General features: G+C 43.5%; 10 protein-coding genes. 3 read left to right on the top strand and 7 right to left on the bottom strand.

From position 1 onward, the window contains the following. Window positions 1–17 precede the first annotated feature (17 nt). The 3 genes from AB5542_RS07275 to AB5542_RS07265 are packed head-to-tail and all read left to right on the top strand — an operon-like array spanning window position 18 to window position 5,595. On the top strand, window positions 18–2,333 hold the full coding sequence (locus tag AB5542_RS07275) for a Gldg family protein (RefSeq protein ID WP_288215152.1): 2,316 nt from the start codon (window positions 18–20) through the stop codon (window positions 2,331–2,333). A gap of 23 nt (window positions 2,334–2,356) precedes the next feature. Further along, window positions 2,357–3,277: an ABC transporter ATP-binding protein gene (locus AB5542_RS07270; protein ID WP_279037742.1), complete on the top strand. Its 921-nt coding sequence runs from the start codon at window positions 2,357–2,359 to the stop codon at window positions 3,275–3,277. A gap of 20 nt (window positions 3,278–3,297) precedes the next feature. Further along, window positions 3,298–5,595, top strand: a complete 2,298-nt coding sequence (locus tag AB5542_RS07265) for a Gldg family protein (protein ID WP_279037744.1) — start codon at window positions 3,298–3,300, stop codon at window positions 5,593–5,595. Window positions 5,596–5,641: 46 nt separating this feature from the next. On the opposite strand, the gene AB5542_RS07260 is transcribed toward AB5542_RS07265, so the two are convergent. The 7 genes from AB5542_RS07260 to AB5542_RS07230 form a co-directional block, all read right to left on the bottom strand. Continuing rightward, complete coding sequence (locus AB5542_RS07260) at window positions 5,642–7,063, bottom strand: monomeric [FeFe] hydrogenase (RefSeq protein ID WP_279037760.1); 1,422 nt, start codon at window positions 7,061–7,063, stop codon at window positions 5,642–5,644. Beyond that, window positions 7,053–7,307, bottom strand: coding sequence for a hypothetical protein (locus AB5542_RS07255; protein ID WP_118304432.1), 255 nt, complete (start codon window positions 7,305–7,307; stop codon window positions 7,053–7,055). Before AB5542_RS07255 ends, AB5542_RS07260 begins: the two co-directional genes overlap by 11 nt. A 36-nt stretch (window positions 7,308–7,343) precedes the next feature. Beyond that, window positions 7,344–8,528 (bottom strand): SpoIIE family protein phosphatase, encoded by a 1,185-nt coding sequence (locus AB5542_RS07250; protein WP_279037762.1) that lies wholly within the window; start codon window positions 8,526–8,528, stop codon window positions 7,344–7,346. Window positions 8,529–8,539: 11 nt separating this feature from the next. Then, entirely contained in the window at window positions 8,540–10,258 is a 1,719-nt protein-coding gene (locus tag AB5542_RS07245) for a [Fe-Fe] hydrogenase large subunit C-terminal domain-containing protein (protein ID WP_087420959.1), read from the bottom strand. After that, complete coding sequence (locus AB5542_RS07240) at window positions 10,249–10,497, bottom strand: (2Fe-2S) ferredoxin domain-containing protein (RefSeq protein ID WP_018338306.1); 249 nt, start codon at window positions 10,495–10,497, stop codon at window positions 10,249–10,251. The genes AB5542_RS07245 and AB5542_RS07240 overlap by 10 nt, the downstream gene beginning before the upstream one ends. A gap of 401 nt (window positions 10,498–10,898) precedes the next feature. After that, window positions 10,899–13,904, bottom strand: a complete 3,006-nt coding sequence (gene secDF / locus AB5542_RS07235) for a protein translocase subunit SecDF (RefSeq protein WP_118304429.1) — start codon at window positions 13,902–13,904, stop codon at window positions 10,899–10,901. Between the two features lie 97 nt (window positions 13,905–14,001). Beyond that, complete coding sequence (locus tag AB5542_RS07230; protein WP_087420961.1) at window positions 14,002–14,427, bottom strand: retropepsin-like aspartic protease; 426 nt, start codon at window positions 14,425–14,427, stop codon at window positions 14,002–14,004. Between the last annotated feature and the right edge of the window lie 301 nt (window positions 14,428–14,728).

Here is a 14,728-nt window from a genome sequence, read left to right as displayed (position 1 = left end):
ACTAAAAATTGAAAACGATGAATATGAAACGGAATAAATGGAGAATGATATTGGATATTGCAAGAACGGAGTTACAGACTCTTTTCTATTCTCCGATCGCTTGGTTGACATTGATTATTTTTGTCGTACAGGCTAGTATGACTTTTTCGAGTGTATTCGGTACTTATGTAGAACGCTTTAATTTGGGATACCGTCCGGTGAATCTGACTCAGGGAATTTTTTCCGGTTTCAGAGGCTTGTACACCTCAATATTACCCTATTTGTTTTATTACTTCCCGCTTCTCACGATGGGATTAATGAGTCGGGAGTTGAGTAGTGGGTCGGTTAAATTGCTTTATTCTTCACCAGTAAATAATATTCAGATTATTCTTGGGAAATTCGTATCTATGATGATTTACGCCTTGGTATTTGTGGGAATATTGTTGGTGTTTATTATTTTCGGTGCTTGTACAATAGATCATTTTGATTTCTGGTTAACGGTGTCCGGGTTGTTGGGTGTTTACCTGTTGATATGTTCTTATGCGGCCATTGGGCTTTTCATGTCTAGCTTGACGTCCTACCAGATTGTCGCTGCTTTGGGAACGTTGAGTATCCTGTTTGTGTTGAACATGGTTGGGGGACTATGGCAGGATATAGAGTGGGTGCGCGACATCACTTGGTGGCTTTCTATCAGTGGAAGGGCTAACGAGTTTATCAGCGGCTTGATATGTAGTGAGGATGTTCTTTATTTTGTTTTTGTAACCGGACTTTTCTTGACGTTATCTGTTTTGCGTTTGAATGCGATCCGGCAGAAAATATCTTGGAGAAAAGCGTGGAGTAGGTATCTGTTGGCTTTTCTGGTAACCTTTTCGTTGGGGTATATTACTTCTCGGCCGAAACTCATGTTCTTTTGTGATGCGACACGTTTGAAAGTAAATACGCTTACGCCCAATAGTCAGGAGATTATTAAGAAATTAAAAGGTGGGCTGACGATAACGACTTACGTGAATATCTTGGATGACCTATTTTACTTGGGACAACCTTCAAGTGTGAACTCTGATTTTCAAAACTTTAAAAAGTATTGGAGATTTAAGCCGGAGATCAAGATGAAGTATGTTTACTACTATGATCGGGGATATAGTCCTTCGCTTGACCGGTTGTTTCCGAATCTTTCGGATCGGGAGAGAATGTTGGAGTTGGCTCCCCGTTATAACATGGATTCGACTGATTTCAAGACCCCGGAAGAGATGAAACAGATCATTGATCTTTCCGGTGAGTACAATCGATTTGTGCGTGTTGTTGAACGGGAAAGTGGAGAGAAAACTTTCTTGCGTGTATTCAATGATCCTTTATTAATGCCTTTCGAGTCGGAGATTTCCGTGGCTCTGAAACGGTTGGTGATGGATATGCCTTGGGTCGGATTCTTGACAGGACATGGCGAACGGGATATGGACCAAATCGGGGAAAGAGGGTATAATTTATTTGCCAAAAATAAATTGTTCCGCCATTCCTTGCCTAACCAGGGATTTGACGTGACAGGAGTGACTTTGGAACAGGATATTCCAGATAGTATAAATATTATTGTTATTGCGGATATGCACACGGCGCTATCTGAAAACGAGATGCGACATCTGCAAAATTATATTGCCCGGGGAGGAAATCTTTTTATTGCGGGAGAGCCTACTCGTCAAGAGGCCATGAATCCTATCGTGGAACAGTTTGGTGTTCAATTTATGCCCGGACGACTGGTTCGAAAATCCGAGCATTATGATCCCGATATGATATTCTCTTTACCGAGGCCTGCGGCGTGGAAATTATCTTATCCTTTCGGTTACTTGTTTCGGCGGTTTATCCCGATGCCTACCTGTGTGGGGTTGGATTATTCTTTGGCCGAAGAGAAAGGATTCGAGGTAACAACTCTTTTCACGAGTGACACGCTACATACTTGGAATGAGGTGGAAACCGTTGATTTTATTGATGATCCGGTAGAATTGAATCCGGAAGTCGGGGAGAAGGAAGATATATATGCGACCGGTATTGCGTTAGCACGGGAGATGAATGGTAAGGAACAACGGATTATCATATTGGGAGATGCGGATTGTATCAGTAATGCAGAGCATAATATAAAACGGAAAGGAATCCCGGCTTATAATTATGCTGTGATTACCGGATCGTTCTGTTGGCTATCTGACGGGGTGGCTCCTTTTGATGTTCGTCGTCCTAAAGCGGTGGATAACAAAGTAAGTGTTACAATGGAAGGAATGACCGTGGTGAAAATTCTATTCCTCTGGGTTTTCCCCTTCTTGCTTTTGGGTATAGGAATTTTTATTTGGATAAGGAGAAAAGGAAGATAGTCAATTAATTAATGAATATAAATATGGATACTCCAATTGTACGCATAGAGAATCTATCCCATCGTTATAGTGTTCAGTGGGCCGTTCGGGATATAAATTTGGAAATCAGACAGCATGGTATTTATGGACTTTTAGGTTCAAATGGAGCTGGAAAGTCAACGATTATGAATATCATGTGCGGCGTGTTGAAACAGACGGAAGGTGATATATATATAAAAGGAATAAATACGAGAATAGATCCCGTTGAGGCAAAATGTCATATCGGCTTTCTACCCCAACAGCCTCCTTTACATCCGGATTTGACGGTGGAGGAATATTTAGATTATTCGGCCCGGTTGCGCTATATCCCGCATAAGGAAATTCCGGCTGCAATAACAGAGGTGGTAGAGAAATGCGGAATCTCGCATTTTAGAAGGCGATTGATACGAAATCTCTCCGGGGGATACCAGCAACGGGTAGGAATTGCCCAAGCTATTATTCACAATCCGGATTTTATCATTCTGGATGAACCGACGAATGGTTTGGACCCGAATCAGATTGTAGAGATTCGTAATTTGATCAAACAGATTGCACAGGAGAGAACCGTGATTCTATCCACTCATATTTTACCGGAAGTGCAGGCTACTTGTGAATATATCTATATGGTAGAAAAAGGGAAAATGGTCTTCTCCGGGACGGTCGATGAATTTGATAATTATATTTTGCCGACCACGATCCGGGTAACCCTTCTCGCTCATCCGACCGTGGAAGAGTTGACCATGATTCCCGGTTTGGTAGCAGCCCAGCATCTGGGGGAGATGGATTATCGTTTACAGTTTGCCGATGCCCGGAACATGGTGGATGAAATTATCGAAACTTGTGGTATCCATAATTGGCGATTAAGTCAGGTCTATATGGAGAAAAGCTCCTTGGATGTTGTATTTGCCGAACTATCGAAGAAGTAGAATTTTAAATTACGTCAATTATGAAAACAGCATTTAATATAGCTAGGGTAGAGTTACAGGTTTTGTTTTATTCTCCTATAGCCTGGTTTATTCTTATCATGTTTACTTTCCAAGTGGGCATGTTTTTCTGTCCGACCTTCGGGGGATTTGTGACCAGTCAGGCTATCGGGAACCAATTGCCGGGAGGACTTTCATATCAGACTTTTGCATCCCGGGCAGGAATTTTCGGGATCATGCAGGGGTATTTATACCTTTATATCCCGTTGATTACGATGGGGTTAATGAGTCGAGAGCTGGGAAGTGGGTCTATTAAACTACTTTATTCATCCCCTGTCAGCAATTGCCAGATTATTTTGGGAAAATTCATTTCTATGATGATTTACGGATTGGTTCTGATTGGGATTCTCTTCTGTTTTGTCTTGTTTGCCGCTTTTACGATTAAATCTTTTGATTTTCCTTTAATCCTGTCTGGATTGCTAGGTGTGTATCTTTTGATATGTGCCTATGCAGCCGTGGGATTATTCATGTCCAGCCTGACTTCTTATCAGGTGGTGGCTGCAATGTTGACTTTAGCCGTGTTAACCGTGTTGAATTACGTGAAAGGATGGTGGCAAGATATTGATTTCGTGCGGGATATTACTTGGTGGTTAGCCCTTTCCGGTCGTTCAGACACTTTTGTGAACGGGCTTATTTGTAGCGAGGATTTTATCTATTTCTTGCTCGTGATCACGTTATTCCTGATGTTTGCCATTATTAAATTGAAAGCGGTACGCCAGAAAAGTTCTTGGATCGTGACGTGGGGTAAATATATCGGAGTATTTGTGATTGTGGCTTTGTTAGGGTATATATCTTCCCGTCCGAAGATGATGTTTTATTATGATGTCACGGAGACAAAGATGAATACGTTGACAGAGAACAGCCAAGAAATTATGGCAAAGATGAAGGGGGGACTAACGATTACTACCTATGTCAATTTACTGGATAAACATTTCCGCGTGGGACTACCGGAAGAGAGGAATCGGGATTTATCTCGTTTCAATCGGTATACTCGTTTTAAGCCGGAAATAGATTTGAAATACGTGTATTATTATGACAAGGCTGATAATAAGAGTCTGGATGACCGATACCCTACACTTTCCGATCGGGAACGCATGGTAAAGATCGCTAATAATTATAACCTAGATTCTAATATGTTTTTGCGTCCGGAGGAAATTCGTCAGATAATAGATCTTTCCGGGGAGAAGAATCGCTTTGTTCGGCAGGTGGAACGGGAGAGTGGAGAGAAAACTTTCTTACGAGTCTTTGATGATGCCGTCGTATTTCCCACGGAAGCAGAAATTACGGCTGCTTTCAAGAGACTGGTCATGGACTTGCCTACTGTGGGATTCTTGAAAGGACATGGAGAGCGTGATTGTTTGAAAGAGGGGGATCGTGATTACAATATTTTTGCTTGGGCTAAAACTTATCGATATGCGTTAATAAATAGTGGTTTTGATGTAAAGGAGATTTCATTGAACGAGGAATTACCGGAGAAGTTGGATATATTGGTTATTGCGGATATGAAAACCCCGCTATCAGAGAATGAAATGACTCGCTTAAATGCTTATATCGAGCGAGGAGGTAACTTGTTAATCGTGGGGGAACCGAGACGGCAGGAGGTGATGAATCCACTCGTGGAACAATTAGGAGTCCGATTCTTGCCGGGACAACTCGTACGGCCAACAGAACATTTTTTACCGGATCTCGTGCTTGCCAAGGCAACCCCGGAGGCAAATGCAATGTCTTATCTCTTTAATAGTTTGAGTTATGCCAAGGGCGTCATTGCCATGCCCGGCTGCACGGCATTGGAATACGTGGATGATAAAGGGTATGACGTTATTCCCTTGTTTGTGAGCGATTCCGCAAAGGGATGGAATGAGTTGCAAACGGTTAATTTCATTGATGATAAAGTGGAATTGAATCCGGAAACAGGAGAGGTGGAACGTTCTTATGTTACGGCTTTGGCCTTGTCCCGTCAGTTTGGAGAAAAGCGACAAAAGATCGTTGTTCTGGGTGATGCGGATTGCTTGAGTAATGTGGAGTTAAGTCGGGGAAGAGCTAACGTGAAAGCGGCTAACTACATCTTAATTTCAGGTATTTTCTATTGGTTATCAGATGAAGAGGTGCCAATTGATGTTCGTCGTCCCCCGCTGCCGGATAATGAGGTTTATATTGGAGAGACAGCTATGGAGGTGTTTAAGATCATTTTCAAATGGATATTACCAATAGGTCTATTGATCTTTACAATATTTATGTGGATAAGGAGAAGAGGAAAGTAATATCGTGTAAATGAAAATCCCCGCTCAAAAGGCGGGGATTCCTATTTTATTTTTCTAACGCTTTCTTGATCTGCCGTTTGGCTAATGTAAGCGGAGCTAGTGAACAAGGTCCGTTCACGCAGCCACCATCACACGCCATTACTTCGACAAACTGGGCTTCCGGTTTTTTCACCATAGTTTTCAGTAAAGTCTGGTTCTTCTTGTCAAGTCCTTCGATGGAAAGAGTCGTGTAACTATTTCCAATAGCCTCTACAATAGCATTGCGAACTCCACCGGCTTGAGCGTATCCGCGGGCGAATTTCGTAACTTCCGGATCCAATGGTAATTCTTCACAAGTTTCCGGATTAATGTCATAAGCCACCATGAATGCTCCCAATTCTTCGAAACTCATCACGTAGTCTACTTCCGGAACGTACATTTCAGCCTCGTAACGTTTAGCCAGACACGGGCCGATAAATACGACTTCGGCATCCGGATATTGTTCTTTTACCCGGCGGGCGGCATAAACCATCGGGCTACGGGTGTCGGAAACAAACGGTTTTACCATAGGGGCGTGTTTGTCGACCCAACCCACGTAAGCCGGGCAGCAGGAAGTAGTCATGAAAGGTTTTCCTTCTTCCATGCGTTCCAAGAACTCGGCTGCCTCGTTGCGGGAAGTATCTTCTGCACCCAAAGCTACTTCTACCACGTCATCAAAACCGATGGCCTTGATGGCGGAAAGAATCTGTCCCGGAGTTGCATTGAACTGTCCGTAGATAGCCGGAGCCGGAATAGCTATGATTTTCTTGTCCGGGGCGGTAATGCTCTTGTACACGTCGATCACCTTGGAACGTTCCATGATGGCCCCGTAAGGACAAGTTTGCATACATTTCCCGCAATAGATACATTTATCTTTGTCGATATGCTCGGTTCCGTCTTCGCCTTTGGTGATCGCTTTCACCGGGCAAACATCCTCGCAAGGTACGGGCGTGTACACGATCGCGTGGTAAGGGCAGACTTTAGAACATAGTCCACAACCCACGCAGTCTTCCTGCGTGATGCAAGCTTTACCCCCCTTGAAAGAGATTGCCGCTTTCGGGCAGTTCATCAAACAAGGACGTCCCTCGCAACCGCGACACATGTTCGTCACGAAGTACTGGGATTGCATACAAGCACTACAAGCCTCGTGGACCACGGAAAGAATATTCTCTTTCGTATTCTTGTTATCAAGTGCTTTCTGTGCGAATTCAGACAAGGGGATCAGGTCGATTTCCTCGTCCGTGATCTCGAAACCCAAGATTGAAATAATCTTATGTTTCAAGATGTAGCGATCTTTATGCACGCAACACTTGATCGGTCTTTTATTTTTTGGGCGCATTTCCACCGGAATGTACTTCACCCCATCTACTAGATTTTCTTCCTTTAAAAGTTTTACAATTCTAATCAGTAACTCACGTTTCGTGAGCATCGCAAAATTGTCATATAACATTTCTTACTTCCTCTTTAACGATTTGTATTAAACTATTTTTACTAACGCCAGCAATACGTTTTCCATTTACTTCAATAAACGGTGGGGCTTGTTCACCTTTGCCACACCCTAAACATGGAGAATAGCTTACATTTAGATGTTCGAGGATATTTTGGGGAAGAGATTCAATCGTGTCTCTCAACTCTGCGCCACCCATGACATAGCACATGGTTCCTACGCATATTTTTACATTTACTTTTTCCATAGTGTTGTGAGTTGGTTTTGTTTTTGATTTTATCCCCTAAATATACATAATCTCGACATCTTTCAAATACTTTGTCTCCAATAAAAATTTTATTTTTTTGACCACGTTTCTCCGGATCTCTAACTCCACGGGAAGATTGGGATCCTGGTGCGCCGTGTTGATACGGGTTCCCACGAGTAACGTGATTTTATCACTATTCAACAACATTCTCACCATCATCTCTGCCGGTCCGGCTTCCCGACGGCGGTCAATATCTCCTTCCGTCAGGATACGCTCAACCTTACCTAACGTCAGAATTCCTTCGGTGACAAGATCGACACCTTCCATCTTGGAGATGGGAGGGAGTTCTTTGTCCACGATATTCATGTCAACTTCCATTTTTGCTCCCAGTTCACGGGAGATAATGGTCGCCGTGGTTCCCCCGCACAGGATCTTTTTCCCTTGAAATTCCCGTACCCGGTTGGCCAGGTATTTATCGTTCTTCTCGTCGTAGGGAGGTCCGGTGCATACAAGCAGGTTACGGGGTTTTCGCATATAAATGACACAACAACTCGTGTCATCTTTCAGCGAGTAACCGTCGTTCTTTTCCGCTTGATTCACTATCTTATGTGCCAATTCCTTGGCGGATATATCATTATATTGATTTACCAGGTTTGCAATATATTCTTTTGCCCCGTCTTCCCAGCCAAAGGGCATTTTAGCCGTTCCCATGCCGGATTGGCTAACCCCGTCACTGAAGAAGATAATTCGATCTTCTTTTTCCAGCGTGAACTCGGAAATCCACAGAAACGTATTTTCGAGGTCTTCCCGTTCCACCGGAATTTTCTCCTTGGAAATACTGACAAAACGCCCGTTCCGGTACAAGTAGTAGGAGGGAGTTTCATATTCGATAATTTTCACGTTACCGAAACAGTCGATGTCACAGATACAAAAGGTCGAATAACTGATCTTTCGCACCATATCTTTCGGTAAGGTATTCATTATCGAGGTGGAGGTGCGCAGGATACTCTCGTTCATGGCGGTAAAGTTCATGGCCATGGTTGCCGTCATCGTGGATAGGACACAGGCTTTGATCCCGCTTCCCAGACCATCTGATAACACGCTGATGACACGTCCCTCACCTTTTAGTTTTTGAGACATGAAACAATCCCCGCAGACAACATTGCCCGCTTTATTCTTCTGGAAGAAGTCAACCTCGATGAAATTACCGTTGTTTCTCAAGACAAATGAAATTAGAGTGGTTTCTTTTGATCATTTTTCTTGTAAGCCTCCATTACGGTGCGTAACGTGGCATCCGTGAAAGCGGCATTTTCCCCAAGCAAACAAGCTACTTGTTGGACGGTTTCCATGTGTTTCTTGATTACTTCCTGAGTCTTTTCGAGCATCCATTCTTTACGGACATAAGGTTCGCGTAAATCCTGTAATAACCCGAAAACCAACCGGTGAGGTTGTATGTTATAGATGGATATAATCCATGTGCGGTCTTCTTCCCGTACCTGGCGTTCGATAATTTCCTTACCGGTTGTCAACACGGCACGGAACAAGTCCTCGTAGGAACAGATGTTTTTCAGCTCCACGCCGTTCAAACCGGGATCGACCTCGTAAATAGAGGCAATGTCCTCTCCCATGAGAGTGGCGCAGGATTGATTCATGTCCACGACTTTCAATTCCGAGTTGACGAGTAATACTCCGGCCGGAATCTTTTGGAGGAGTACGGTGGCCTTATCATGCGCGATTCTTCTCATGTAAGATACACACATGTTTTCTTCGGCCCGCCCTTCCAGCATGGCAATGGCGAAGTCACGACAAGTGTCGTAACCGCAACCACTACAATTTAATTCGTCTTCAGGTCCGGTTTTGCCCACGACGGCCATAGCTTGTTTGATTTCCTCTTCCGTGTAGGTGTGATCTTGCACGTGAGGGTCTTTGCAGAATAGAATCTGCAAATCGATATTTTTGAAATCATCCTTGGGATTTCCCAATTCCGATTGATGAATAATCTCGTATCTTTTTAAGGCCGGGGATATATGGCTTAATTTGGCAGGACCGTTGATGCATCCGCCCTTGCAAGCCAATAATTCCAAGAAAATGGAATCGTTCTCCCGGTGTGAATCCAGTTCTTTCAACACGTCTTTCACGGTTGAAAGTTCCGAGAAAGCCATGTGATGTATTTGTTTTTTGCCCTCTTGCATCCCTTTCAGCATTCCACCCTCGATGGGGTAGTAGGCGCCCATCCCGGAACGGTAAGGCACGAAACGAGCCTCCGGTTGATTCGGTGCGATATTTTTCAAGTTGATGTCGGATTGTTCGAACCATTTTTTCAAGTCCTTGAACGTGATTACCACGTCAACGAGGTTATTAAAGTAGTCCGCTTCCAACTTCTTGCAGATACAGGGACCTGCAAACACGATTTTCACATCTTCCCCATATAACTGTTTCAAAATCTTGGCGTGAGCCAGCATGGGAGAAATAATCGGTGTGATAAAACGTGCGTGATCCGGGGAATATTTTCGGATATATTCAACAACAACCGGACAAGCCGAAGAGATGTACACGCCATTTTCGGCTTCTTCCAGGAATTTCTCTGTTCTATCCGTGACGATTTCTGCTCCCAGGGCAGTTTCCGATACACTTGTGAAACCTAAACGTTTGATGGCGGCAATTAGCACGCTGGAATGAATTCCTTCGAATTCACTCACGTACGAGGGAGCCAGTGATAGAATGACTTTGGGATTCTGCGTAAGGGTTAATTTCGCCCGGGTTAACCCGTCACGTATCTTTTTAGCCCCGGTTGGGCATACTTGCGTGCAATGCCCGCAGTAGATGCAACGATCTTCAATGATAGATGCCTGATTGTTTTCCATCCGGATTGCCTTCACGGGACATTCCCGGATACATTTATAACAATCCTGACAATTATCCGGTTCTGTATAGATGGGTCTTAGTTGCATGGGAATTCTTCTTGTAAGATTTTGTACAAACGCGATAGATTTACTTCTTCATACACTTTGTCATCGATCCGGATAATAGGACCCTTACTACACAATTCCTCGCACAAATGCCCGCAGAAATCGATCTCTGCCTCCAAGTTATTTTCACTCAGATATTTCTTGATCGCTCCGAGGTTGGTATTGTTTCCCCGGGAAAAACAAGAACTTCCTAAACAGATTCTGATCTGACGCTTTGACATACTTGTAATTGTTCGATTATCCTGTTGCTGCTTTCTACGTTACAAAAGTAGGATATTTATTGTTACAAACCCAATTATATTGCAACTTTAATATTGATATATCATTTTTACTTTCAATTTGTAACTTTTTTGATGTTATTGAAAGTGGATTGCGAGTGACTCCCTCCGGGGTCTCTCCGTATTTTCCTGTATATATGAAATTAATATCAAGGAAATATCGCCCACAAGTGAACCTCTTTATCCAGTCGACTTCCCGTTGACTTCCCGTTAACTTCCCGTTGACTTGCGAGCGAGACACCGGCGTATGTATACTGTAATACCGGAGTGAGTACCTTTATTCTGTGTGCAAAAAAATAGCTCCTGTAAAAAGGAGCTACTTTGTATAAACTTGAAATATTTTTTTATTTCTTCTCTTCTACTTTCTTTTTGAATCTTCTGGTCAAGTCGAAAGAAATAGGAGTTGCGATGAACAGTGATGAGTATGTACCGACAATGATACCTACTAACAAGGCGAAAATGAATCCCTTGATTGAAGCACCACCGAAAATGAATATCGCTAACAACACGACGATGGTTGACAATGAAGTACTAAATGTACGACGTAACGTAGAGTTCAATGCGTCATTTACTACTTGTTCATCATCTCGTTTCGGGTATAGTTTACGGTACTCACGGATACGGTCGAATACAACCACGGTATCGTTGATGGTGTAACCCACAACCGTCAACACGGCAGCGATAAAGGATTGGTCAACCTCCAAAGAGAACGGTAAGAGACCGGCAAATAGGGAGAATGCTCCGATCACGATAATCGTGTTATGAGCCAAACCGACAACTGCTCCAGCACCATATTGCCATTTTGAGAATCGTACCATGATGTAGATAAAGATTCCAACCAAGGCAAACAATACCGACCAAACGGCAGCTCTTGTCATGTCTTCAGCCACGGCTGGGCCGATCTTTTGAGTCTGTTGCAAGTTCACGCTGCGGAAAGTTTCGTAGTCTGTTCCGGCAGGAAGAATTTCTTGTAACCCGATATATAATAATGAGTCTACATTTGCGTCAACATCTGCTCCGGTTTCAGCAATCCGGTATTTCGTGGTGATCTTCACGTTATTTGCAGTTCCCACGGTCTTCACTTCCGGAGCGCTTCCGTAAACTCCTGCCAGTTTCTCTGCAACATCACCCACTTGTACGTCTTGTGCGAAAGTCACGGTATAAGTTCTACCTCCCACAAAGTCGATACCTTTATCCAAACCTCTGGTGAACAAGGATACGAAACAAAGTACAATCACGATACCGGAAATCGTGTAACTGATTTTCCGTTTTTTCAAGAACGGGAACTTGGTATTTCTCAACCAGTTTGCAGTTAACGGGGTTGTGAAGGTAACATTGTCACTCTTGGATGCAGCTCTTTCAAGGATCAAACGAGTGATGAAGATAGCCGTGAATAGTGAAGAAAGGATACCGATGATCAACGTGGTTGCGAAACCTTTGATCGGGCCTTCTCCAAAGTAGTACAAGATAAATCCGGTTAATAACGTGGTCAACTGACCGTCGATAATAGCCGAGTAGGCATTACTGTAACCTTCCTTGATAGCAAGTTTCAATCCCTTACCGGCTCTGATTTCCTCTTGGATACGTTCGTAGATCAACACGTTGGCATCGACGGCCATACCCATGGTCAACACGATACCGGCAATACCGGGTAAGGTCAACACGGCTCCAATGGATGCCAGAATACCGAACAAGAAGAACAAGTTGGCGAGCAATGCGATGTCGGCAGCCAAACCGGCATTCTTACTATAAAAGAATAACATATAGGCCAATACCAACACGAATGCGATGATGAATGACCACATACCGGATTGAATAGCCTCTTGTCCCAGTGATGCTCCAACTACCTCGTCAGCAATGATACGTGCGGGTGCGGGTAATTTACCGGATTTCAAGATGTTTGCAAGGTCACCTGCCTCTTTCACGTCAAAACGTCCGGAAATCTGAGAGCTACCGCCCTTAATCTCGTCGTTTACGTTAGGAGAGGATGCAACCATACCGTCAAGTACGATAGCGATGCAACGTCCGATATTATCTTTTGTCAAACGAGCCCATGTTTTGGTTCCCTCTCCGTTCATCTGCATGGAAACAACCGGACGACCTTGTTGATCATAGTCTTGTCTTGCATCAATTACAGCGTCTCCTTCAAGCGGAGCTTTACCATTACGCGTGGTAATCTTGATGGCGTGTAAAGGAACCATGCCATTTACAGCTTTCATTTCCCACAACAAACGTGCGTTTCTGGGGAAAGCTGCTTTTACCTGCGGTAATCTTAAATAGGCGTTGATTTTAGCCGTATCTTTAATGTTGGCATATCCAATTGTAGAACCACCCACGGGTTGAAATTGTTGAGTTACGTTAGGTGATAATATGGCAAGAAGCGGGTGTTCTTTCTCGTATTCAGCCATGCTGGTTACCGTTTTCAATGAATCGGATTCACCTTTGATCGCGTCTAGGATGGCTGATTCTTTATCTTGTACTTTAGTCGTGTCAGTTACCTGAGCGGTTGTTTCTTCATTCGCAACTTTGGATGCTTGGGCGTCAAGAACCTCTTTTAGTTTTTGATCTGCGGCAACCAAATAGTTGAAGAATGCATCTTCTCCGGCATCTTGTCCTTTCGCGTTGTCGAATGTTTCATAGAATTCCAAAGCGGCAGTTCCTTGTAACAACTCTCTCACACGTTGCGGTTCCTTGATACCCGGCAACTCGATAACGATTCTTCCGGAGATGTCAGCTTTACGGATATTGGGTTGAGCAACACCAAAGCGGTCGATACGAGTACGAAGAATGTTAAACGTGTTGTCGATTGCTCCGTCAGCCTCTTTGCGGATCACGTCAAGAACTTCCTTGTTGCTAGCTCCGACTTTGATCTTTTCTTTCATTTCGTGAGTACCGAAAATAGCCGGGGATGCTAGTTGCGCTCCCGGGGCAATTTTTTCGAAAGCCTCACCGAAAAGGGTTACGAAGTCTTTCGGGCTGGAAACTCTCATCTTCACGGCTTCCTCGATTGCTTGATTGAAAGCGGGATCCGTGCTGTGGTTTGCCAGACTTTTTATCACGTCTACCACGTCAACTTCCATGGTCACGTTCATACCACCCTTCAAGTCCAAACCGAGGTTCAGTTCCAACTCCTTACATTCCTTGTAAGTGAATTTGGCTAAACCGAGGAAGTTGTAGACGGGTTGGTTTGCGACCGAATCTAAATACTCTTTCTCTTTAATAGGGTTACCGTTGGCGAACTCCTTCGCCGCGTTCTCTACCTGGTTGGTTTTATAAGTAAAAAACAACTGATAAAGACTCACCAATGCCAAAGCAACAGCGAGTAGTGTAATCGCTCCTTTATTCTGCATCTGTTTAATGAATTTATAATTACTTAAGCTTCAATTCTTCTTTTAACACATATTTAGTGCGCAAAAGTATAACAATTTTTTCAAAATTGCTATACAATTAGGCAGATACTTTTAATGTTAACTCCTTATTTCCATAATCAATGACCGCCTCATGCCTGACGAGAAAATCGCTCCCCAACAATCCGGCAACCCTGCGTTGCAGGTGTTTGTCGTATAGAGAATTCACGTACTGCAAGTCGATGACTGCCGCGTGGATATTCTCGATCGTGTGGTTGCCGATTTGTAGAGCCGTGATATTCACAAGCTGAACCTCATTAATTTCTCCGCACACACCCCCGGAGTTAATCTCGGAAACATCATCCAGCGGTTCATAACTAAACGGTGTAAGTTTGTCTATGACCGTCACGGATGCTCCCGTGTCTATAATGAAATCTCCCTCAATGCTACCGATTTGCAGAGAGACGATGATGTGAAAGCTGTTATCTTCCAGTTCAACGATCTCTATCGGAATCTTTATCTCCATATTTTAAAGTTTGCACAAACTTACGCATTTTCGGTGAAATCCAAAAAAGAGGAATGTTAATTTCAGAAAGAAATCGAGGAATAAAGCTAATAATTACAATTCGTTAATCCTCGTGTATGCTGTTCTTAGCACGATATGAATAAACAATTGAACGTGTAAATGGTTATTAGAGAGGAAAATACCATGGATAAAATTCCCAGTAAAATCATATTGGCGGTTTGGAGCTTGATATTGTAAAGGCCTATGATCAAACTAGCTATGGATTGCAATCCGGAAATCCCAAAAATCGCTAGGGCAAGAT

Source organism: Butyricimonas sp. RTP31003st1_G1_RTP31003_210430 (assembly GCF_040920905.1).
GTDB classification, from domain to species: domain Bacteria; phylum Bacteroidota; class Bacteroidia; order Bacteroidales; family Marinifilaceae; genus Butyricimonas; species Butyricimonas paravirosa.
The sequence above is the reverse complement of the archived record's forward strand: the minus strand, read 5'-3'. Positions and strand labels throughout refer to the sequence as shown.

Bases quoted from the DNA above. Each gene is read 5' to 3' on its own strand.
- AB5542_RS07270 (WP_279037742.1), top strand. From the start codon at position 2,357: ATGGATACTCCAATTGTACGCATAGAGAATCTATCCCATCGTTATAGT.
- AB5542_RS07275 (WP_288215152.1), top strand. From the start codon at position 18: ATGAATATGAAACGGAATAAATGGAGAATGATATTGGATATTGCAAGA.
- AB5542_RS07260 (WP_279037760.1), bottom strand. From the start codon at position 7,063: ATGTTATATGACAATTTTGCGATGCTCACGAAACGTGAGTTACTGATT.
- AB5542_RS07255 (WP_118304432.1), bottom strand. From the start codon at position 7,307: ATGGAAAAAGTAAATGTAAAAATATGCGTAGGAACCATGTGCTATGTC.
- AB5542_RS07230 (WP_087420961.1), bottom strand. From the start codon at position 14,427: ATGGAGATAAAGATTCCGATAGAGATCGTTGAACTGGAAGATAACAGC.
- secDF (WP_118304429.1), bottom strand. From the start codon at position 13,904: ATGCAGAATAAAGGAGCGATTACACTACTCGCTGTTGCTTTGGCATTG.
- AB5542_RS07240 (WP_018338306.1), bottom strand. From the start codon at position 10,497: ATGTCAAAGCGTCAGATCAGAATCTGTTTAGGAAGTTCTTGTTTTTCC.
- AB5542_RS07245 (WP_087420959.1), bottom strand. From the start codon at position 10,258: ATGCAACTAAGACCCATCTATACAGAACCGGATAATTGTCAGGATTGT.
- AB5542_RS07265 (WP_279037744.1), top strand. From the start codon at position 3,298: ATGAAAACAGCATTTAATATAGCTAGGGTAGAGTTACAGGTTTTGTTT.